This is a genomic window from Janthinobacterium sp. Bl 1 (assembly GCF_058215535.1).
Window position 1 is genome coordinate 66,918 of sequence record NZ_CM177086.1, and the last position, 21,207, is coordinate 88,124.

Sequence of the window (21,207 nt, forward strand, 5' to 3'; positions counted from 1 at the left end):
TGTTGTTGCTGCGTGGGGAAAGCCGCTACAGGGCGGGAAACAGCTCCGCCTGGGCCGGCGCCTGCCGCGTCACGAGGGCCGGGTCGGACAAGGTCGAGATGCGCACGCCCAGCAGGCGGATTTTCTTGTCAAATGGCACGCGCCGCAAGCAATCGCGGCTGGCGCGCAGGATGGCGGCAGCATCCGCCGTGGCGCTGGGCAGGGTGATGTCGCGCGTGACGGTGCTGAAATCCTCGAAGCGCAGCTTGATGCCCACCGTGCGCCCCGCCAGCGATTGTTTATCGAGGTCGCCCGCTACGCGCGTGCACAGGCTTTCCAGCTTTTCCGACAGGGTGGCGCGGTCGCGCACCACCTGCAAGTCGCGCTCGAACGTCGTTTCGCGGCTGACGGACTTGGTTTCCCGGCTCGTCTGCACAGGCCGGTCATCGATGCCCAATGCCGCCTGGCGCAGCCAGCCCGTGTACAGGTCGCCGAACTGCGTGCGCAGCATGGCCATGTCGGCCCGGGCCAGCTCGCCGATGGTGACAATGCCCAGCGCTTCCAGCTTGGCCGTCGCTTTCGGACCGATGCCGTTGATCTTTTTCGCCGGCAAGGGCCACACGCGCGTTTCAATATCCTCCGGGTTCAGGATGGTCAGGCCGTCCGGTTTTTCCAGGTCGGAACAGATTTTCGCCAGCAATTTGTTGGGTGCCAGACCGATCGAGCACGACAGGCCCGTCGCCTCGGACACGGCCGCCTTCAGGCGCGCCGCCATGGCCGGCGCCTGCTCGCCGTATTCGGTGAGATCGATATAGATTTCATCGATGCCCACGTTCTGGATGATGGGGCACAACTGGGCCACGGCCTGCTTGAAGCGGGCCGAATACTCGCGGTAGGCTTCGAAATCGGCCGGCAGCAGGATGCTGTCGGGCGCCAGCTTGGCCGCCTTCATGATGCCCATGGCGGAAAACACGCCGAACACGCGCGCCGCATAGGTCGACGTGGTAACGACGCCGCGCCCCACGTAATCGCGCATGCGCGCAAACTGCCGCGTGCCGTCTTCCTGCAGCACGGGCTGCTGCAAGCGCCCGCCGCCGATGACGACGGCTTCGCCACGCAGTTCCGGATATTTCAACAGTTCGACGGAGGCAAAGAAGGCATCCATGTCCAGATGGGCAATCCAGCGACGGGCGGCGGGTGGCTCGGGAAGGGGGGAGGCAGATGTGGTCAAGGACACCTCGCGGCGGGATACTGTAGTTATATACAGTATCGCTGGAAATGCCCGTGGACGCAAGTTGAAACGCACGCGCAAGGCGGTTGCTTTTCCCAATAGCAAGATTACAATCCTGACACAACTATTCAAAGGAGTCGCCTTGTCTATCGCCCATCACGCTGCGCGCCGCCGGTCCGCCTGGTTATCCATCCTGCCGGCCCTGCTGCTTTCCTCGCTGGCGCCATCCGCGCTGGCCGCCGACGCCGCCACCGCTACCGTCGCTACCATGCCGCCGCCCGTCGCCGCCAAGACGGCCTGGCAGGAAACGCGCCACGGCACAGTCGTCACGGACGACTACCGCTGGCTGCAAAAGAAGAGCGATCCTGCCGTGATCGATTACCTGAATGCGGAAAATGCCTACACGGCCGCCGTCACGGCCCCGATCCAGCCGCTGGCCGACAAGGTGACTGCGGAAGTCAAGGGGCGCATGCAGGAAGTGGACTTGTCCGTTCCCGCGCGCCAGGGCAATTTCTACTATTACACGCGCACGGAAGCGGGCAAGCAATACCCGATTCACTGCCGCCGTCCTGTCGGCAAGAACGGCGCCTACGATGCGCAGGCGCTTGAAGAAATCTTGCTGGACCAGAATCAATTGGCCGAAGGCCACAAATTCTTTGCCGTGCGCGCATTTAGCATCAGCCCGAATGAACAGTTGCTGGCCTACACTACCGACACGACGGGTTTCCGCCAGTACGAACTGCATGTCAAGGATTTGAAGACGGGCAAGCTGCTGGGCGATACCATGCCTAGAGTCACGTCCCTGGCCTGGGCGGCGGACAATGCCACCCTGATGCTGACGCAGGAAGACGCCACCACCAAGCGCGCGGACCGCTTGTTCCGCCTGGCCTTGGGCGGCACCTTGCAGCAGGTCTACCACGAGCCAGTGGAACAGTTCGCCATCGGCGTGAGCCGCACGCGCGACCATCGTTATTTCATGCTCACTGCACGCAGCACGGATACGAGCGAAGTGCTGCTGCTGCCAACGAGCAAGCCGGAAGGCAGTTTCCAGTCCGTGCTGAAACGGGAAAAAGGCCACCGCTACGGCATCGAACACCGCGACGGCCAGCTGTATATTCTGACCAACAAGGAGGCGAAGAATTTCCGCGTCGTCAGCGCGCCGGTGACCGCCCCGCAGCCGAAGAACTGGAAGAGCGTCGTGCCGCACAACAAGGACGCCGTGATCCAGTCCATCGACGTCTTCCAAGGCTACCTGGTGGTGATGGAAAAGGCCCGTGCCCTGAACCGCGCCCGCATCCATGATTTCGCGCGGCATAACTGGAAGACGGTGCAGTTCGACGACCCCGTCTACCTGGCCACGGCGGCCGGTACGCCGGAGTTTTCCGCCACACAATTTCGCATGTCCTACCAGTCGCCCGTCACACCGCCCACCGTCATCGACGTCGGCATGCAAGACGGCAAGCGCACAGTGCTCAAGCAGCAGGAAATCGTCGGCGGCTTTGACGGCAGCCGCTACACGACGCAGCGCCTGTGGGTGACAGCGCGCGATGGCGTGCAAGTACCGCTGTGGGTCGTCTACAAGAAAGGCGTCAAGCTCGACGGTTCCGCGCCGCTGCTGCTGTACTCGTATGGCTCGTATGGCATTTCCACGGAAGCCAGTTTTGCCATCAGCCGCATCAGCCTGCTGGAACGCGGTGTCATCTATGCGCAGGCGCATATCCGCGGCGGCACCGACATGGGCGAAGCCTGGCATGAAGACGGCATGCTGATGAAGAAGAAAAACACCTTCAATGACTTCATCGACAGCGCCGACTACCTGGTGCGCGAAAAATGGACGAGCCCGAACCGCCTGATCATTCAGGGCGGCAGCGCCGGCGGCCTCTTGATGGGCGCCGTCGTCAACATGCGCCCCGAGCTGTTCCACGCCGTGCACGCGGCCGTGCCCTTCGTCGACGTGATGAACACCATGATGGACGCCAGCCTGCCGCTGACGACGGGCGAATACCTGGAATGGGGTGACCCGAACCAGAAGGCGGCCTACGACTACATGCTCAGCTACTCGCCTTACGACAACATTGCGCGCAAGAATTACCCGGCCATGCTGGTGACGACGGGCCTGAACGACAGCCAGGTCATGTACTGGGAACCGGCGAAATACGTGGCCAAGCTGCGCGCGTACAAGACGGACGGCAATCCCCTGCTGCTGAAAACGAATATGGGCGCCGGCCACGGCGGCGCTTCGGGCCGCTATAACGCCATCGCCGAAAACGCATTCAATATGGCGTGGATGCTGTCGCAGTGGGGTATTACAGAGTAAAGTGAAAAAAGCGCTTGCAGAAGGATTTTGTCCGTCCTATAATAGCGCCTCTTCCAGACGTGGTGACAAACGTCGGGATAGTTTTCTGAGACAAGCAACGGGTGCTTAGCTCAGTTGGTAGAGCGGCGCCCTTACAAGGCGTAGGTCGGGAGTTCGAGCCTCTCAGCACCCACCAAATCAGAAAACTGTCCAGTGCTTCATGGATCAGCAATACAGATCATACGAGCTTGGAGTGGTAGTTCAGTTGGTTAGAATACCGGCCTGTCACGTCGGGGGTCGCGGGTTCGAGTCCCGTCCGCTCCGCCAATAAAAGAAAAGCCCTTTGGTTCTCTGAACCGAAGGGCTTTTCCCATTTCAGAAGCAGAAAACACGTCGCCCCCCCCTTCCCTGACTATTTTTGCGCTTTTCAGCAAAAAAACTGCTGTTCACCTTCAAGAATAGTTGCACAAGCACGAAAGCGCCCCCTATAATAGTGCCTCTTCCAGACGTGGTGACAAACGTCGGGATAGTTTTCTGGGTATGCGGGTGCTTAGCTCAGTTGGTAGAGCGGCGCCCTTACAAGGCGTAGGTCGGGAGTTCGAGCCTCTCAGCACCCACCACCAATACAGAAAATTATCCAGTGCTTCATGGATCAGCAACACAGATCATACGAGCTTGGAGTGGTAGTTCAGTTGGTTAGAATACCGGCCTGTCACGTCGGGGGTCGCGGGTTCGAGTCCCGTCCGCTCCGCCAATAAAAGAAAAGCCCTTTGGTTCTCTGAACCGAAGGGCTTTTCCCATTGTGGGACCGCAAATGCTCTAGAATCAGCGCTACCCCGATTCTGCCCCTGCCCCGCAGCTTTTCTCCCTACCTCGTCCTCTGGCCCATCATGCTTTGCTGCAATTTGCCCCAGCCTGGCATCGTAGCTGACCAGCCATTTGGCCCTGGCCTTGGACGTGCCCCTAGCGGCGACCATGCAATTGTGAAATAGGCCTTTGCAGATCCGACAAGAAACGCTTAGGATGCCGTGTTGCAAAAACCGGCGATCCCGGTGCAGCCACAACGACAATATGGCGCGGCTACTCGCTGCGCCAAGCTTATTCTTGGAGAAATTATGTTGAACACCCACCGCAGCGCCCTGGCGATTTTGTGCGCCGTCCTTGCCGCCTCGGCCATCGCCGCCGGTCCCACGGGCACGGCCGCCGACTATGGCAGCAGCGCCCCGCACACCGCCGCCCAGCGCAGCATCGAGCTGCAGCCCGACACCCGCCACATCAACGTCACGCGCGGCGAAACCGTCACCATCGCGCGCGCCGGCCAGCGTTTTACCTGGCACGTGCAAACCTTCAGCAACAAGACCGTCTTCGCCCTGGCAGACATCGCGCCGAAGGACATGCCCGTCGACGGCGTGCAAGTGTATGTGGCTGCCAATCCCCAGTACGCGGGCAGCTAAGTTTCTTCTACGCATAAAAAAACCGGAACCACCTCGCGGCCGTTCCGGTTTTTTTGCAGCGTAAAGATTTACGCCGTCAATGCTTCTTTCGATGCGGACTCTTCCACCACTTCCTCGTCGTCCGAGCGGATCAGGTGGTCAAAGGCGGACAAAGCTGCCTTGGCGCCTTCGCCGGTGGCGATGATGATCTGCTTGTACGGCACCGTGGTGACGTCGCCTGCCGCAAACACGCCGGGGATCGAGGTCTGGCCGCGGGCATCGACTTCGATTTCGCCGTGGCGCGACAGCGCCACAGTGCCTTTGAGCCACTCCGTGTTCGGCACCAGGCCGATTTGCACGAAGACGCCTTCCAGCTCGACCTTTTTCGACTCGCCGCTGACGCGGTCCGTGTAGCTCAGGCCATTGACGATCTTGCCGTCGCCGTGGATCTCGGTCGTTTGCGCCGACGTGATCACGGTCACGTTCGGCAGGCTGTGCAGCTTGCGTTGCAGCACCGCATCGGCGCGCAATTCCGCGCCGAACTCGATCAGGGTCACGTGTTTCACGAGACCGGCCAGGTCGATCGCCGCTTCCACGCCCGAGTTGCCGCCGCCAATCACAGCCACGCGCTTGCCCTTGAACAGCGGGCCATCGCAATGCGGGCAGTAGGCGACACCGTGGTTGCGGTATTCCTTCTCGCCCGGCACGTTGATTTCGCGCCAGCGGGCACCGGTGGCGAGGATGACGGTCTTGGCTTTCAACACGGCGCCATTGGCCGTCTCGATCTGCACCAATTTGCCCGGCGTCAGTTTCGCGGCGCGCTGGGTGTTCATGATGTCGACTTCGTATTCCTTGACGTGCTGTTCCAGCGCCATGGCGAACTTCGGACCATCCGTTTCCTTGACCGAAATAAAGTTTTCGATGGCAAGGGTGTCGAGCACCTGGCCGCCGAAACGCTCGGCCAGCACGCCCGTCTTGATGCCTTTGCGGGCAGCGTAGATGGCCGCTGCCGCGCCGGCAGGGCCGCCGCCGACGATCAACACATCAAACACGTCTTTCTTGCTCAGCGCTTCGGCCTGGCGGGCGCCGGCGTTAGTGTCGAGCTTGGCGAGGATTTCCTCGACATTCGTGCGGCCCTGGCCAAAATGTTCGCCATTGAGGAACATCATCGGCACGGCCATGATTTGCCGCTCTTCCACTTCTTTCGGGAACACGCCGCCATCGATGGTGGTGACCTTGATGCGCGGGTTGATCACCGCCATCGCATTCAAGGCCTGCACCACTTCCGGGCAGTTATGGCAGGAGAGCGAAATAAACGTTTCAAACTCGTAATCGCCGTCGAGGTTGCGGATCTGCTCGATCACGGCCTCGTCGAACTTGATGGTGTGGCCGCCCACTTGCAGCAGCGCCAGCACCAGGGAGGTAAATTCGTGGCCCAGCGGCACGCCAGCGAAACGCACGCCGATGTCGGAGCCTGCACGGTTGATGCTGAACGACGGGGCCCGTACGCCAGCGTCAAGGCGCTCGACCAGCGTGATCTTGTCGCTCAACAGGACTATCTCCTGGAGCAATTCCTTCATCTCGCGGGCTTTTGCGCTGTCATCGAGAGAAGCGACCAGCTCAAGCGGATACACCACTTTTTCCAGGTAGGATTTCAGTTGGGTTTTGAGGGTTGCGTCTAACATGATTTTTTCTTCCTTTACAAATATTTAGGCGAATGCCGGGCCGGACGCCCGGTCCGGCATCGCGGTAACTACTTGTTTGCTACGTGTTGCATCGAGACTTAGATCTTGCCAACCAGGTCCAGCGATGGGGTCAGGGTTGCTGCGCCTTCCGTCCATTTGGCTGGGCAAACTTCGCCTGGGTGAGCGGCAACGTATTGAGCTGCCTTAACTTTGCGCAACAGTTCCGATGCGTCACGGCCGATGCCGTTGTCATGCACTTCCAGCACTTTGATGAAGCCGTCTGGATTGATGACGAAGGTACCGCGCAGTGCCATGCCTTCTTCTTCGATCATGACTTCGAAATTGCGCGACAGGGCGCCGGTTGGGTCGCCGATCAGTGCGTATTGCACTTTCTTGATCGCGTCCGAGGTGTCGTGCCATGCTTTGTGCGCGAAGTGCGAATCGGTCGAGATGCCGTAGACATCGACGCCCAGCTTCTGGAATTCAGCGTGGTGATCGGCCAGATCTTCCAGTTCGGTTGGGCAAACGAAGGTGAAGTCGGCTGGGTAGAAGACGAATACCGACCACTTGCCTTTCAGCGACGCTTCCGTCAGATCGACGAATTTGCCATTGTGGTATGCGGTTGCCTTGAATGGTTTAACTTGGGTATTGATCAGCGACATTTCATTTCCTCTCGTGTGGTGAATCAGTAAGACTCTAGTGTAAGGGGTTTTAATCCATATGCAAAATTGATTGTCACAATAGTTTCAATTGGTTTTAGCTATCATGACACCATGGGAACTCCATGATAGGCAGTTCCCACGCGATTGGATAGCGGTGACAGTGGATACCCCTGCCGCCGCCAAGTGTTTAATTCTTGAGTTCTTCCGGTACCTTGCCACCGTTTTCGGCCAGCTTGATCATCACCTGGCGGTGCAGCCAGATATTCATGCTGGCCGAATCGTTGGTGTCACCTGTGAAGTGCAGCTCTTGCGCCAGTTCCTTGCGCGCGGCCAGGCTGCTGTCGAGTTGAAGCAGTTTCATCAGGTCGACGATGGACGTGCGCCAATTGAGTTTTTCCGCGTTCTTGCTGGCCAGGTCGACCAGCACCACTTCCACATCCACGACGGGCGCGGCAGCGGCCGGAGCGGCAGCAGGAGCGGCCGGTGCTGCGGCAGGTGCTGTCGTGGCGGCGGCCGGCGTGGCAGCCGGTGCGGCGTCGGAAGAATGGTGGAAGATCTTGTTGTAGATATTGCTGAAAATGCCCATGAGGTCACCTCGAGTTGAGTGAATGGAAGAAGATTGCCTGCGCACCCGGTGTAGGTACCGGTGACAGCAAAGCCGGGCGCAGGCGCCAGCCCATCGAGTATAAGCCCGTTCAAGCCGGGAGCCCCGTCCCGCAGGCCTGGATGAAATCTGGTGGCAGGCTGGGCCTGTTTCAAGGGCGCAAGGGCCGCCGGGTGTGCAGCAGCGCGTCGAACGCTTCGATGGCCAGCGGTGGCGCAAACAGCTCGCCTTGCGCGAAATCGCAACCGATCTCCAGCAGCCGCGCGCGCTGCTCTTCGGTCTCCACGCCTTCGGCAATGACCTGCAAGCCCAGCTTGTGGGCCATGGTGACGATGGCTTCGCACAGCACCAGTTCGCTGGCCCCGGCCGCCAGCTTGCGCACCAGCACGCCGTCGAGCTTCAGGTAATCGATACCGCATTGCTGCAGCTGCGTCAGCGAGGCATGGCCGCTGCCGAAGTCGTCGAGGGCGATTTGCAGGCCCGCTTCGCGCAAGTGCTGCAGGCGTGGCGCCATGCTATTGCCGTTGGGTAAAAGTACATCTTCGCGCATGTCGAGCACGATGGCCGAGGCCGGCACATCAAGCGCCATCAGCTGGCGCAGCCAGGTGCCGGGTGCCTCCACTTCGCGCTGCAATTCCAGCGGCGACTGGTTCAGGCACAGTTGCAGTCCCGGCAAGCCGATGACCTGGCCCTGCGCGCGCCAGTGCAGCAGTTGCGTGGCCGCCGTGCGCAGCACCCAGTCGCCGATCTCCACGATCAGGCCGCTGCTTTCGGCCAATGCGAGGAAATCGGGCGGATACACGATACCCCGCTGCGGATGCTGCCAGCGCAGCAAGGCTTCTGCTTTGGCAATATTGCCGCTATGCAGTTCGACGATGGGCTGGTAATACAGCTGCATCTGCTGTTCGCGCAGGGCCGTGCGCAAGTCCGCTCCCATGCGCATGCGGTTGACGGCCGCCACCTGCATGGCCGGCGTAAAGTAGCTGTAGCGGTTGCGCCCCGCGCCTTTCGACACATACATGGCCTGGTCCGCCTGCTTGAGCAAGTCCTCGATCGTGCCCGCATCATCGGGATACAAAGTGATGCCGATCGAGGCCGAGACGAAGGCCTGCTCCTGTCCCAGCAGGAACGGCGCCAGCAAGCCGTCGAGTATCTGCCGCGCGATGCGGTCGACTTGCTGCAGGTCGTCGATGTCGGACAGGATCACCGTGAATTCATCGCCGCCCAGGCGCGCCACCGTATCCGTCTCGCGCACGCCCACGCGGATGCGCCGCGCCGCCTCGATCAGCAAGATATCGCCCTGGTGGTGGCCGAGCGTGTCGTTGACTTCCTTGAAGTGGTCGAGGTCGATGAACAGGATGGCCACGCGGCTCGCATCGCGCCGGCCCTGGGCCAGCGCCAGGCGCAAACGCTCGTGGAACATGCGGCGGTTCGGCAATTGCGTCAGGGTATCGAAATTGGCTTGCTGCCAGATCAGCGCTTCCGTTTGCCGCTTGTCCGTCACATCTTCCAGCATGCACAAATGGTGCGGTCCGCCATGGCGGGCCGTGGCGATGGCCGTCACCGAGGCATCGACCCACACCACGCCGCCATCGGGACGCACGATGCGCTTGGCGTGGCGGAAACCCTGCAGGCGCCGCGCCAGCAACTGCGCCACGTGCGCCTGCTCGCCGGCCACATCATCGGGATGGCTGATCTCCATCCAGCTCGTTTGCTTCATATGCTCCAGGGTGCGTCCGGCGATGGCCAGATAGCGCGGATTGATATCGAGAAACTGTCCGCTCACGGTATCGATCAGGGCGATACCCATGGGCGCTTCCTCGAACATGGTGCGAAAGCGCAATTCCCCCTGGCGGATGGTTTCCTCGGTGCGGCGGCGCTCGCGTGCCAGGTTGTTGAAGTGGAAGCCGGCCGACACGGCCAGCAAACTGCCCGCCAGGCCCAGCGACAAATACAGCCAGCCCAGGTCGGCGCCTGGCACGGGGCGGTACAGGAAGCCCTTGTAGGCGCGGCTGTCCGTGGCCTTGGGCGGCAGCACGCCCATAGCCGCATACGTGTCGGCAATATGCTGCCAGCGCTGGGGATTCATGTAGCCGAGTTCCACCAGCACGGGCTGCAGCAGCAATTCCATCTGCTGCGCCTCGTACAGCAGGTGCGCGCGGTCGTGGCGCTGGCTGTATTTAACGTGGATCAGTTGCGCCATTTCCTCGCGGTGCGCCATCGCGTATTGCCAGCCCCGCAGACTGGCCGCGCGGAACGCTTTGACACGCTCGGGATGGCGGCGCAGTTCCTGCTCGCTGGTAAACAGGTTGTCGCCGTAGAAATCGATGCCGGCCGTGCGCGGCGTAAACTGGTAATAGGAAAATCCCGCCCGGTCCAGGTAGTCCGGTTCGTTGGTGGAGTACGCGGCAATCGCATCGACCTTGCCATCGATCAAATCCTCGATCCGGTAGCTGGGCGGCAAGTGCTGCATCTGCTGCGGCGCGACGCCCATTTTCCCCAGAAACAACGACACTTCATCGGAGGCGGCCGCCACATTGACGGCCGCACCGATCATCACGGGCGCCCCCACCAGCTTGCGCACGTCGGGGGCACCGCCCTGCTGGCGCATCAGCAGCACGCTGGGCGAATGCTGGAACACCACGGCCAGCACCACCACGGGCTTGCCCGCCAGGCGGCTAAGCAACAAGGTGCTGTTGCCCACGCCATATTCGGCCTGGCCCGCCAGCACGGCTGCCTCGGCAGGCGGCATGCCGCTGCCTTCGACCAATGTCACCTCGAGCCCCGCCTCGCGGTAATAGCCTTGCTCGATGGCCGCGTAATAGCCGGCGAACTGGAACTGGTGCGTGAAATTGAGGTGCAGGGAGACGGCTTCCAGCGCCCGGACGGGCGTGGCCAGGCACAGCAGCAGAATGAAACAGCAGCGGAAAGCGTCGGATGCTTTCATCGGCATGGCGGGACACCACAGGAAGCTGCCGCGTTGGCAGGGGTAAGGCTATTGTAGCCGCCCCTTTTGCCGATGGATAATTATTTCAGTGTGGACAATAGCGTTGATGTTTTTGGCAAACAAGCTCGCCATTGTTTGCGCTAGAACACGACGCCAGCCACCAAAATGATGTTGGCGTACGGACTGCACTCGCCCGTGCGCACGATGGCGCGCGCGCCCTTCGACAGTTGCTTGAACTCGTCATGCGTCACCTGGCGCGCATCGGGCAAGGCCAGAGCCGCCACCTGCGCCGCCATGGCCGGATTATGCTGCGGCAATTCGCTGGCGAGCAAATGGTATTCCACCTGCATTTCGCTCAGCACGGTGTTGACGGTATCGATAAAGCCGGGGATGCCGCGCGTCAGGGCCAGGTCGATCAGGGGCACGCCCGGCTGCGACGGCAAGCCCGCGTCGCCGATGACGAGCATGTCGCCATGGCCGAGCGACGCGATCAGTTGCGACAGTGCGATATTAAGCAGCGGTGATTTTTTCATGGGTTCAGAACAGCTCGTGCAAGTGGGGGATCGACGTTTGTGCGCCGGGTTTGGTCACGCTCCAGGCGGCCGCGCGCTGGCCTTGCTGAATGGCTTCCGCCTCGTCCATGCCGGACGCCAGGCCCGCCACAAAACCGCCGATAAACGTGTCGCCGGCGGCCGTCGTGTCAACGGCTTTCACGGCTTCGGCCGGGAACGTGAAATCGCCGCCATACAGGGCCGCGTGCACGCCCTTGGAACCCAAGGTAATGATGACGTTGTCGCTGCCCAGCTTTTGCAGCGCGGCGGCCAGCGCCTTGACGTCCGCGCCTTCCGGGCTGACGCCGGCCAGCATGGCCGCTTCGATTTCATTCGGAATCAGGTAGTCGACCAGTTCCAGCACGCCTTCCGGCAAGCTGGCCGCCGGAGCCGGGTTCAGCACCACGGTCTTGCCCAGCGAACGGGCCAATTTGATCGCATGCACGACGGTGGCCATCGGCGTTTCCAGCTGCAGCACGACGATGTCGGCCTGCTCGATCAGCTCTTTTGCCGCGTCGATATGCGCGGGGCTCAATAAATCGTTGGCGCCGCCGGCGATCACGATGCTGTTCTGGCCGTTGTCATCGACGAGGATCGAGGCGATGCCGGACGCGACACCTGGCAAGGTCGTGATGTGGCTGTCGATGATGCCGTCACCGACGAGCGCCGCGCGCAGGGTCGCGCCAAACGCATCGTCGCCCACGCAAGCGACCATGGCCACTTGCTGGGCACCGGCCACTTTGCCGCTCAGGCGCGCGCAGGCCACGGCCTGGTTGGCGCCCTTGCCGCCAGGAATGGTTCTAAACGCGCCGCCCGTCAGGGTTTCGCCGGGGAGGGGCATGCGCGGCACGCGCAAGACCAGGTCCATATTGATGCTGCCGATAACCACGATCATGATGTCATTCCCATCAGTTCAGTTGCAGGTAAAGAAGTAGGTACAGAAGAAGGCACTGCGGCGGCACTGGAACCGCGCACGTGCAGCTCGGGGGCGATGCTGCGCTGCTGGCGCGGCAAGGCGGGGTCGGCGATGCGCGCCAGCAGGCAGGCGGCCGTGATGTGGCCCAGCTCGCGCGTATTTTGCGCCACGCTGGTCAAGGCCGGATGCACGAAGCTGGCCAGGTCGATATCGTCGAAGCCGACGACGGCCAGGTCCACGGGCACGGCAATGCCACGCTCGGCGGCGGCGCGCAGGGCGCCAAAGGCCATCAAGTCATTGCAGCAGAACAAGGCGTCGGGGCGCTGGCCTGGCGGCAGCGCCAGCACGTCCAGCGCGGCCGCATAGCCGCCCGCGCTCGTAAAATCGCTATGGCGGCACAGCGCGTCGTCCAGGGCCACGCCCGCGTCCGCCATGGCGCTGCGCACGCCGTCGATGCGCTCATTGGAAATGCTCACTTCACGGGGGCCGGCGATGCAGGCGAAACGCCGGCGCCCCAGGCCCAGCAAGTGGCGCGCGGCCAGGGCACCGCCGGCGCGGTTGTCGACGGCCACGGCATCGATGGACAGGTCGCTGGGCGCGCGGTCGAGCAGCACGGCCGGCACCTTCATCTTGCGCAGCAATTCGCCATCGCTGTCGGCCAGCGCGGACAAAATCAGGCCGTCGCAGCGCTTGGTCAGCAGCACATTTAAATAGTCGCGCTGCTTGACGGGGTCGTCATCGGAATTGCATAAAATCACGCTGTAGCCGGCCGCGTAGCAGCTGTCCTCGATGCCGCGCGCCACTTCCGAAAAATACGGATTCGTATTGTTGGGGATGATCAGGCCGATGGTGCCCGTGCTGCGGCTGCGCAAGGACCGCGCCAGCGCGCTGGGCACGTAATGCAATTGTTCCACGGCCGCCAGCACGGCGCGGCGCGCCTCGTCGCTGACGGGGCGGGTATTGTTGAGGACGTGCGACACGGTGGTAAACGACACCCCCGCCGCCTGCGCCACTTGTTTGATGGTTGCCATGGGCCAGTATTATGAACGCTCGCCGCGGCGGCGGTAGGTATCGAGCACCACGGCCGCAACGATCACCAGGCCCGTGACGATGCGTTTCACGGGTTCGGACACGCCCACTTGCGCCAGGCCCGCTTCCAGCACGGAAATGATCAACACGCCAATAAAGGTGCTGATGACGGAACCGCGTCCACCCATCAGGCTCGTGCCGCCGATCACGACGGCTGCGATCACTTGCAATTCCATGCCCACGCCGCCGTTCGGGTCAGCCGCTTCCAGGCGCGACACCTGGAACAGCGCGCCCACGCCGGCGAGAAAGCCCATCAGTGCAAACACCAGCACCTTCGACGGCTTCGTGTTGATGCCGGACAAACGCACGGCTTCTTCATTCGTGCCGATGCCGATCCAGTGGCGTCCCAGCACCGTGCGCGTGAGCACCAAATGGCCGATGACGACGATGGCGATCGAGGCGATGAAAGCGGGCGACAGGCCGAACGCGATCGGCGAGCTGATGCCGTCAACGGCGCTGCCGATGTATTCCGTGCGCGAGTTCGTCACTTGATACGCCATGCCGCGCGCCATTTCCAGCACGCCCAAGGACACGATGAACGAGGGAATGCGCCAGCCGACGGAAATCAGGCCCGTGGTGGCGCCGCACAGGGCGGCAACAAACATGCCCAGCAGGGCCGCGCTCCACACGGGCCAGCCCCAGTGCACGACGGCCAGCGACAGCACGGAAGCGGCCAGCGCCATCACGGAACCGACCGACAGATCGATGCCGCCGATGATCAGCACGAAGGTCATGCCGACGGCCATCACGACCAGGGTCGGGATATTGTTCGACAGGGTGCTCAAGGTGGCCAGGGTGAAAAAGTTTTCGCTGGCGAACGAGAACAGCACGCACATGGCGACCAGGGCGCCGATCAGGCCCGCATAGTTTTTCAGGTCGGCCAGGCTGCGCTGCAGATACGATGGGGAAGAGGTAGTGGTCATGGGAATCTTTCCGGCGGATCAGGCCGCAGCTGGAGTGGAAGTAGGGGTCAAATAGCCGGAGAAGGCGGCCGACAGCAGCGCGTCCTGGCTCCAGGCGCCGCGCTCGAAGGTGTCGACAATGCTGCCCGCGCTCATGACGGCGATGCGGTCGCAGATCAGCATCAGTTCGCGCAAGTCGCTCGAGACGATGACGAGGCCCTTGCCCTGGCGCGCCTGTTCGGCCAGCACCTGATAAATATCAAACTTGGCGCCGATATCGATGCCGCGCGTGGGCTCGTCAAACAGCATCACGGGGCAGTCGCGGTACAGCCAGCGGGCAATCACCACTTTTTGCTGGTTGCCGCCAGAGAGCTCGGCCACCGTTTGCGCGCTGTTGCGCGAGCGGATGCCCAGGCGCTCGATGTAATCGTCGGCCACCGACGCTTCGGATGCATCGTTGAGCCAGCCTGCGCCGCTGACGGTGTCGAGCGAGGCCAGGGTCGTATTGACGGCGATGGACTGGCGCAACAACAAGCCTTGTCCCTTGCGGTCTTCCGTGATCATGGCGATGCCCGCTTTCACCGCTGCCTGCGGCGAGGTCAGAGCGGCCGGTATTTCACTGTCGCCAAGGAACACGTCACCGGCGTCGGCACGGTCGGCGCCGAAGATCAGGCGCAGCAATTCCGTGCGGCCCGAGCCGATCAGGCCGGCGATGCCGAGGATTTCGCCGGCACGCAAGTCGAACGAGGTCGGGTTGACGACCTTGCCGCGCGCCAGGCCGCGCACGCGCAGCAGCGGTGCGCCCAGCGTGCGGCCGCTCAAGTCCACCGCATCGTCTGCCGAGCGGCCCACCATCAGGCTGACCAGATCGGCTGCCGAGTGGCCCGCGATATCGTCGTCGCACACGAGCTGGCCGTCGCGCAGCACGGCGATGCGGTCGGCCACGCGCTTGAGTTCTTCCAGGCGGTGGGAAATATAGATGATGCACACGCCTTCGGCTTTCAGGCGTTCGATTTGCAGGAACAGCAACTCCACTTCGCGGTGCGTCAGCATGGCCGTCGGCTCGTCGAGCACCAGCAGGCGGCAGGCGCCGATCAGATTGCGCGCGATTTCGATCATTTGCTGGTGGCCGATGCCCAGTTCGCCCACGAGGGTCCACGGATCGAGGCCGCCCAAGCCGACTTTTTCCATCTGTTCACGCGCGTCGCGTTCGAGGCGCGTACGGTCGATAAAGCCGAAACGCTGCGGCAGGTTTTTCAGGTACAGGTTTTCCGCGATCGACAGGGTGGGAATCAAATTGAGTTCCTGCATCACCATGCGGATGCCCAGCGCCTCGGCGGCGCCGCGCGAAGCGGGCTGGTAAGGTTTGCCGTCGAGCAGCATCGTGCCCGTGGTGGCTTGCTCCAGGCCGCAGATGATCTTCGACAGGGTGCTCTTGCCAGCACCGTTTTCGCCCGTCAGCGCCAGCACTTGGCCGGGGGCAAAGCGCAAGCTCACGCCACCCAGCACGGGGCCGACATAGGACTTGCCGATGTTATCCAGGGTCAATAGAGGGTGAGCGGCTGATGGCGCCGGGGGGATGTCGGTAGGCATGATAAAACTCCGCGGAATAAGACGGCGGAGCCGGCGCCAGCAATGCTGCTATGGCGCCGGCCCCGGCGGGATCAAACGATCAGGACTTGGCGGCCTTGGCGACCAGTTCGACCTTGGTTTCGATGACGCCACCCAACTCGGCCTGTTTCTTCTTCTGTGCCAGCGCTTTCAGCACGGTATCGATACCGAACACGGCTTGCTGCGAACCGAACTGGTCGGCGGTAGCCAGCACGCGGCCATCGGCCAGCATCGGCTTGATGGCGTTGATGTTGTCGTAGCCGACGACGATGACTTTGCCCGTTTTACCGGCCGCCTTGATGGCGGACACGGCGCCGATAGCCATGTTGTCGTTACCGCACAGCAAAGCCTTGATGTTCGGGTTGGCGTTCAGCATGGCGGCCGCCACCGTATTGGCAGGAGCGATTTCCCACTGGCCCGACTGCACGCTGACAACCTTGGCACCGGCCGCGTTCATCGCGTCCTGGAAGCCCAGGGTGCGCTGCTGCGCGTTGTAGGTCGTCGACACGCCTTCGATGATGCCGACCGGGTCGCCCTTCTTGATCTGCTTGGCCAGGAAGTCGCCGACCACCTTGGCGCCCTTGCGGTTGTCCGGGCCGACGAACGGCACGGTGATGCCCTTCTCTTTCAGCGCGCCCTCGTCGAGCTTGTTGTCGATATTGACGACGATGATGCCCGCGTCGATGGCTTTTTTCAGTACCGGCACCAGCGCTTTCGAGTCGGCCGGCGCGATCACCAGCGCGTTGACGCGCGAGACGATCATTTGCTCGACCAGCTTGATCTGGCTCGACGTATCCGTCTCATCCTTGATGCCGTTCGACAGCAGGTCGTACTTGGCGGCATTGGCCTTCTGATGCGCCTTGGCGCCATTTTCCATGGTCAGGAAAAATTCATTGGCGAGCGACTTCATCACCAGCGCCACCTTCGGTTTGGCGGGTGTCTGCGCCATCGCCGGGACGGCGGGCAAGGCACACACCAGGACAGCGGCGGCAATCATTTTCAGGCGAATACGGGATGTCATGAGCGTCTCCAGAGTTGTTGGTCAAGCACGTCTACACCATGCTTTTATGAAATTTTACGGCGCGCAAACGTTTGCGCGAAGCGAATAGTGCCTCAATGCCCTATTACAGTGCAAGCAAAACTGTATGTGCGGTGCAGCAAAAAGGGAGCGCCCACAGGGAAACCGGCAGGCCGATGCGATCAGCCTGCCGAGGAGAAATACGTAGAAATCAGGCGTTTGTTGCGGGACGGGCGCTGGCCCACTGCACGGCCAGCACGCTGGCCAGCACCAGCAGCAAGCCCAGCATCGACCAGCCCGTCATGGCCTGGCCCAGCAAGGCCCAGCCCAGCACGACGGCCATCAGGGGACTGAGCAGTCCCAGCGAGGAGACGGCCACGGGCGACAGCCTGGCGATGCCGCGAAACCACAGCGCATATGCGAGCAGGGCGCCGGCCAGGCACAGATAGGCGTAGGCCAGGACTTGCTGCAAGGACAGCGCCGGCAACGGCGCATCGGCCAGCCAGGCGACGGGCGCCAGCATCAGGCCGCCGAGCAGCAATTGCCAGCCCGTCAGCGCCAGCACGGGCAAGTCCGGCTTCCAGCGCCGCGTCAAATAGGTACCGGCCGCCATGCAGGCCGTGCCGCCCAGCGCGGCGGCGATACCGATCGGTTCCCACACGGTGCGCGGCGACAACAACAAAATGCCCATGCCCGCCACGCCCAGCACGCTGGCAAGCAAGGCCAGGCGGGCCGGACGGCGCCCTTCCACGCCCCAGGCCAGGCCCATCACCAGCAGCGGCTGGATGGCGCCCACCACGGCCGCCAGGCCGCCTGGCAAGCGGTAGGCCGCCACGAACAGCAGCGCCTGGAACACGCCGATATTCAGTGCCGACAGGATCAGTACGCGGGCCCAGTCGCGCCGCGCGGGCAGGCGACGCATCACAAACAGCAACAGCAGGCCGGCCGGCAGCACGCGGATCAGGGCAGCAGTGAAGGGCCGGTCCGGCGGCAGCAGTTCGGACGTGACGATATACGTGGAACCCCAGATCAGGGGCGCCAGCGCCGTGAGCAGAATATCGCCCCAGGCGGGACGGGCAGGAGAGGCGGACATGCACTATCTCGACATGAAGATAAAAATGGAGTGTGGACGCGAACTATCTTGATGTCAAGATAAGTTGGCTTGCGCACCGCTGCGGGCGGGCGTAAAAAAGCCCGGCATTGCCGGGCTTGGTGAAGCAGACCAGGCGGCACGTTGTGCCGCCTGCCTGATTTAATCGCGCACGCGCTGCAGCACCGCGATCGGCATGCCGCCGACGGTGAAGTGCGCCGTGCTGCCATCGTTGCTCAGGCTGATCTGCATGGCCATGCCGCCCCCCTCTTCCGAGGCGATGGTCACGACATTGCCTTCCGTTGCAAAGGTGGCCTTGCTTGCATTGCCGTTCTCGATAATGCTGTCCTTTGTAAATTCCAGGACTTCACCCGTCGAGCCCTTCCATTTACCCACCAGCGGGTGGCCGCCAAAGCTGAACAGGCTTTTCAGCTTGTCCAGCATGCCAGTTCCTTGCGTACCGGAAGCGTTGCGCATGGCCATGGCCATGGCGGCCTGGTGCATTTGCGCGCGGTCGGTGACTTGCCATTGCTTGTCAACCAGCGCCAGCGGCAGTTGCACTTCCAGGTCGCCGCCCGGCAAGCGCTGCAGGACCAGCGCCCGGTCCGGCGATTTGGCCAGCCACGCCGCTTCATCGGTCAGCGCCAGCGTCGCTGTCGCCATCGCCACCTGCTGCCCGCCCATGTCGCGCACCTGCTCGTAGCCGCTGACCTTGGCCACTTTCACGCCCTTGGCCACGCACAGCTTGTCGTCGCGCAAAGCTGCCTTGCCGGGCGCGGCCAGCGCGTAGACAAATTGCGATTGCGCAATCCAGCCACCGCTGCTTTGCTCGACGGGAGCGTTGTACAGGCCGCCACGCACGAGGATATCGAGCCATTGCCGAGTGGAACTGTCGTACGACGCCACGCGGATTTCTTCCTTCTGGTACGGCAAGTTGGTGAAGCACAGCAGCTTGTCGCGCGCCGCCTCGTCGGCCGCCAGGTGGGCGTCGATGGCGCGGCTGAAACTGCTGGCCGAGGCTGCCTCGGGCGCCAGCAGCCACGCCAGCGCGCCACCGGCCACGATGACCGCCGCCAGCACGCCGCCGGCGATCATGACGTGGCGCCGCTTCACACCGGGCAGCGCCGGCGTCGCGGCCGGTGCAGATGCCGGTACCGGTGCGGATGCGGGCTGCGGTGCGGCGTTGACGGCCTTGCCGCATTCATCGCAAAAGCGCGCGTCGGGCGCGTGGGCGGTGCCGCATGTTGTACAGAATTGCGCCATGGTCTGCCTTACTTGAGTTTATGCGCGCATTCGCCGCAGAACGCGTCGTCGGACGCGACCGGTGCCTTGCAGCTTGGGCAGTGCAGGCTGTCASCCGGGGCAGCGGCAGGTGCCGAAGGCGCGGCTGGTGCAGTCGCCTGTTCGGCCAGGGCACGCGCGCGTTCACGCGCTTCCTCGGCTTTTTTCTTGACCGTGGCCAGGCCGTCGTTCAGGCTCGCTTCCGAGGCGCTGAAATCGACATTGCGCGTAGCGTTCAGGTAAATGATGCACACGCCCTTGGTAAAGATCAGGCCCGGTACCACGGCCGCGGCCGCCAGCAACAAGCCGCCACCCAGACCGGCTGCGATGATGTAGCCGGAACCGCCGCTCAGGCCCGAAGCGAGGGAATACATGTTCATCTGGCCGCCCAGGCCCAGGATGCCGGCCGACATGCCGCTCGTCAGCGACACGCCGGTACCGATCACGCCAAAGATCAGCAGCGCGACAAACGAGGTGATCAGGAACAGCAGCACTTCCAGCAGAATCACCGAAACCAGCTTGGTGCGCACGATCAGGTTCAGGCGGGCAATGATCTGGAAGACGGTGGCGCCCGACCAGGCGGCAGGGCCGGCCAGTGGCAGCATCACGTAGAACAGCGCAAACACCAGCACGCCCAGCACGATGGCCGACAGCGGGAAGACGACCGTGTACAGCACGGGGCCAAGCACGGGGATCTTGCAGACGAACAAGATGATGGCGATGGCGAGCATGGCCGCCAGCACGATCAGAAATTCCAGGAAGACGACCGCGATCAGGCGGTGGCTCGTGTACAGCGAGACGAGCACGGCATCAACCAGGCTCATGCCAGGCTGGCCTTGTACATCGCGCATCAGCAAAATGCCCACGGCGTTGGAACCGTAAAACATCACGAGGAAGGCCATCAGGCCAGCCACAAAGCCCAGCAGCACGCTGCTCATGCTGCCGGCGAGCATCGTCAGTACGCCACCGACGAGCACGGCGCCGATAAAGGTCAGGGCCAGCAGCGCAATCGCGCGGAAGTTCTTGATGGCGTCGGTCGCTTCGATCAGCGAACCGAGCGCGGAGGAAAAGGGAAGAGATTTAGGTACTTCTGTGGAAATGGTCATGTCTAGCCTGGAAGGGGGAAATCGGAAGGGGACGGCCTGCCTGGCCGCCCCGTGGTCATGCTGTGTTAGTAGGCCAGCGCCAGTTGCAGGTCGGACGCAGGCGCCTGGCGCTGGACGATCTGCAGCTTGACGTCCTGGCCACCGACGCGCTTGCTATTCAGGTACAGGGCCGTGCGTACCGGGTAAATGCCTTGCGGCACGCCTTCGGGCATGGGAATCGAGAAGCCACCCTTGTAGGCGCCGCTGCCGTTGTTGCTGCTGACCACCTTGCGCACGGTTTTGATCAAGTCGCCATTGGGCTTGTACAGGCTCAATTCTTCTTCCACCAGCGGGTTCGGATCGCGCGTGCCGGCCGCCACTTCAATATACGAATTGGTCTGCGCCTTCTGGCCCGGACGTACGGACGACGGTGTAAAGCCCGTCTCGTATTTCACCAGGGTCGATTGCTCGGGCAGCTTGCCCTTGTTGGCCACTTTGTAGTCAGTCTGCACCTGCTGCGCCGTCTTGACTTGCTGGCTTTGATAATTCAAGGCCACGCAAGCGAGCGCGCCCAGGCTGGCGCCCAGGGCCGCGCCGCGCACGGTATTGTTGCCACCGCCCAGCAAGCCGCCCACGACGGCGCCGATGCCGGCCAGCATGGCCGTATTGCATTCGCCACTGGCCGGGTCCGTGCCTGCGGTGGTGGTATTGCCCGTGGCGCCAGGGCCGCCCGGCGCGGCGCAGCCGGCCAGCATCGACGACACGACCAGCATCGCCACCATGGGCTTGGCAATTTGTTTCAAGTTTTTCACGTTATTCTCCGAAAG

General features: G+C 62.6%; 17 protein-coding genes and 4 tRNA genes. 6 read left to right on the forward strand and 15 right to left on the reverse strand.

Features of this window, described 5'->3' with window-relative positions; translation table 11 throughout:
- Positions 1-25: 25 nt before the first annotated feature.
- Positions 26-1,210 carry a DNA polymerase IV gene (gene dinB / locus AC4BCN_RS00270; protein WP_490492299.1) on the reverse strand — a complete coding sequence of 395 codons (1,185 nt, stop codon included), beginning with the start codon at positions 1,208-1,210 and terminating at the stop codon, positions 26-28.
- Between the two features lie 142 nt (positions 1,211-1,352).
- Between dinB and AC4BCN_RS00275 the strand changes: the two genes are divergently transcribed.
- The 6 genes from AC4BCN_RS00275 (at position 1,353) to AC4BCN_RS00300 (ending at position 4,960) form a co-directional block, all read left to right on the forward strand.
- Complete coding sequence (locus AC4BCN_RS00275; RefSeq protein ID WP_490492300.1) at positions 1,353-3,527, forward strand: S9 family peptidase; 2,175 nt, start codon at positions 1,353-1,355, stop codon at positions 3,525-3,527.
- A 99-nt stretch (positions 3,528-3,626) separates the two neighbouring features.
- Positions 3,627-3,702: transfer RNA gene (locus tag AC4BCN_RS00280), tRNA-Val, on the forward strand.
- A gap of 54 nt (positions 3,703-3,756) precedes the next feature.
- Positions 3,757-3,833, forward strand: a tRNA-Asp gene (locus AC4BCN_RS00285).
- Between the two features lie 217 nt (positions 3,834-4,050).
- Positions 4,051-4,126 (forward strand) — tRNA-Val (locus AC4BCN_RS00290).
- Between the two features lie 57 nt (positions 4,127-4,183).
- A tRNA-Asp gene (locus tag AC4BCN_RS00295) sits at positions 4,184-4,260 on the forward strand.
- A gap of 361 nt (positions 4,261-4,621) precedes the next feature.
- Positions 4,622-4,960 (forward strand): CzcE family metal-binding protein, encoded by a 339-nt coding sequence (locus AC4BCN_RS00300; RefSeq protein ID WP_490492301.1) that lies wholly within the window; start codon positions 4,622-4,624, stop codon positions 4,958-4,960.
- Positions 4,961-5,028: 68 nt separating this feature from the next.
- Here the strand turns inward: AC4BCN_RS00300 and ahpF are convergent, their stop codons facing one another.
- The 14 genes from ahpF to AC4BCN_RS00370 form a co-directional block, all read right to left on the reverse strand.
- A complete protein-coding gene (gene ahpF, locus AC4BCN_RS00305; protein ID WP_490492302.1) occupies positions 5,029-6,624 on the reverse strand; it encodes an alkyl hydroperoxide reductase subunit F in 1,596 nt (531 codons plus the stop codon).
- A 98-nt stretch (positions 6,625-6,722) separates the two neighbouring features.
- Entirely contained in the window at positions 6,723-7,286 is a 564-nt protein-coding gene (gene ahpC, locus AC4BCN_RS00310; protein WP_092717461.1) for an alkyl hydroperoxide reductase subunit C, read from the reverse strand.
- 187 nt (positions 7,287-7,473) lie between these two features.
- On the reverse strand, positions 7,474-7,872 hold the full coding sequence (locus tag AC4BCN_RS00315) for a DUF3597 domain-containing protein (protein ID WP_034753903.1): 399 nt from the start codon (positions 7,870-7,872) through the stop codon (positions 7,474-7,476).
- Between the two features lie 169 nt (positions 7,873-8,041).
- Positions 8,042-10,843 carry an EAL domain-containing protein gene (locus AC4BCN_RS00320; protein WP_490492303.1) on the reverse strand — a complete coding sequence of 934 codons (2,802 nt, stop codon included), beginning with the start codon at positions 10,841-10,843 and terminating at the stop codon, positions 8,042-8,044.
- Positions 10,844-10,977: 134 nt separating this feature from the next.
- The gene (rbsD, locus tag AC4BCN_RS00325; RefSeq protein ID WP_034753900.1) at positions 10,978-11,370 is read right to left on the reverse strand and encodes a D-ribose pyranase; all 393 of its coding nucleotides are present in this window, start codon (positions 11,368-11,370) and stop codon (positions 10,978-10,980) included.
- A 4-nt stretch (positions 11,371-11,374) separates the two neighbouring features.
- Positions 11,375-12,283, reverse strand: a complete 909-nt coding sequence (gene rbsK, locus AC4BCN_RS00330; protein ID WP_139092007.1) for a ribokinase — start codon at positions 12,281-12,283, stop codon at positions 11,375-11,377.
- Positions 12,280-13,335, reverse strand: a complete 1,056-nt coding sequence (locus tag AC4BCN_RS00335; RefSeq protein ID WP_490492304.1) for a LacI family DNA-binding transcriptional regulator — start codon at positions 13,333-13,335, stop codon at positions 12,280-12,282. Before AC4BCN_RS00335 ends, rbsK begins: the two co-directional genes overlap by 4 nt.
- A 9-nt stretch (positions 13,336-13,344) precedes the next feature.
- On the reverse strand, positions 13,345-14,316 hold the full coding sequence (locus tag AC4BCN_RS00340; RefSeq protein ID WP_035823046.1) for an ABC transporter permease: 972 nt from the start codon (positions 14,314-14,316) through the stop codon (positions 13,345-13,347).
- Positions 14,317-14,334: 18 nt separating this feature from the next.
- Positions 14,335-15,888, reverse strand: a complete 1,554-nt coding sequence (locus AC4BCN_RS00345; RefSeq protein ID WP_490492305.1) for a sugar ABC transporter ATP-binding protein — start codon at positions 15,886-15,888, stop codon at positions 14,335-14,337.
- Positions 15,889-15,967: 79 nt separating this feature from the next.
- Positions 15,968-16,927, reverse strand: coding sequence for a sugar ABC transporter substrate-binding protein (locus AC4BCN_RS00350; protein WP_128140586.1), 960 nt, complete (start codon positions 16,925-16,927; stop codon positions 15,968-15,970).
- 208 nt (positions 16,928-17,135) lie between these two features.
- Complete coding sequence (locus AC4BCN_RS00355) at positions 17,136-18,017, reverse strand: EamA family transporter (RefSeq protein ID WP_490492306.1); 882 nt, start codon at positions 18,015-18,017, stop codon at positions 17,136-17,138.
- Between the two features lie 159 nt (positions 18,018-18,176).
- The gene (locus AC4BCN_RS00360) at positions 18,177-19,277 is read right to left on the reverse strand and encodes a zinc ribbon domain-containing protein (RefSeq protein ID WP_490492307.1); all 1,101 of its coding nucleotides are present in this window, start codon (positions 19,275-19,277) and stop codon (positions 18,177-18,179) included.
- An 8-nt stretch (positions 19,278-19,285) separates the two neighbouring features.
- Complete coding sequence (locus tag AC4BCN_RS00365; RefSeq protein WP_490492308.1) at positions 19,286-20,401, reverse strand: hypothetical protein; 1,116 nt, start codon at positions 20,399-20,401, stop codon at positions 19,286-19,288.
- Positions 20,402-20,466: 65 nt separating this feature from the next.
- The gene (locus AC4BCN_RS00370; RefSeq protein ID WP_139092014.1) at positions 20,467-21,192 is read right to left on the reverse strand and encodes a hypothetical protein; all 726 of its coding nucleotides are present in this window, start codon (positions 21,190-21,192) and stop codon (positions 20,467-20,469) included.
- Positions 21,193-21,207: the final 15 nt, after the last annotated feature.

Excerpts from the sequence above, each read along its gene's own strand:
- AC4BCN_RS00300 (WP_490492301.1), top strand. The coding sequence starts at position 4,622 with ATGTTGAACACCCACCGCAGCGCCCTGGCGATTTTGTGCGCCGTCCTT.
- ahpF (WP_490492302.1), bottom strand. The coding sequence starts at position 6,624 with ATGTTAGACGCAACCCTCAAAACCCAACTGAAATCCTACCTGGAAAAA.
- ahpC (WP_092717461.1), bottom strand. The coding sequence starts at position 7,286 with ATGTCGCTGATCAATACCCAAGTTAAACCATTCAAGGCAACCGCATAC.
- AC4BCN_RS00315 (WP_034753903.1), bottom strand. The coding sequence starts at position 7,872 with ATGGGCATTTTCAGCAATATCTACAACAAGATCTTCCACCATTCTTCC.
- AC4BCN_RS00320 (WP_490492303.1), bottom strand. The coding sequence starts at position 10,843 with ATGCCGATGAAAGCATCCGACGCTTTCCGCTGCTGTTTCATTCTGCTG.
- rbsD (WP_034753900.1), bottom strand. The coding sequence starts at position 11,370 with ATGAAAAAATCACCGCTGCTTAATATCGCACTGTCGCAACTGATCGCG.
- rbsK (WP_139092007.1), bottom strand. The coding sequence starts at position 12,283 with ATGATCGTGGTTATCGGCAGCATCAATATGGACCTGGTCTTGCGCGTG.
- AC4BCN_RS00335 (WP_490492304.1), bottom strand. The coding sequence starts at position 13,335 with ATGGCAACCATCAAACAAGTGGCGCAGGCGGCGGGGGTGTCGTTTACC.
- AC4BCN_RS00340 (WP_035823046.1), bottom strand. The coding sequence starts at position 14,316 with ATGACCACTACCTCTTCCCCATCGTATCTGCAGCGCAGCCTGGCCGAC.
- AC4BCN_RS00345 (WP_490492305.1), bottom strand. The coding sequence starts at position 15,888 with ATGCCTACCGACATCCCCCCGGCGCCATCAGCCGCTCACCCTCTATTG.
- AC4BCN_RS00350 (WP_128140586.1), bottom strand. The coding sequence starts at position 16,927 with ATGACATCCCGTATTCGCCTGAAAATGATTGCCGCCGCTGTCCTGGTG.
- AC4BCN_RS00355 (WP_490492306.1), bottom strand. The coding sequence starts at position 18,017 with ATGTCCGCCTCTCCTGCCCGTCCCGCCTGGGGCGATATTCTGCTCACG.
- AC4BCN_RS00360 (WP_490492307.1), bottom strand. The coding sequence starts at position 19,277 with ATGGCGCAATTCTGTACAACATGCGGCACCGCCCACGCGCCCGACGCG.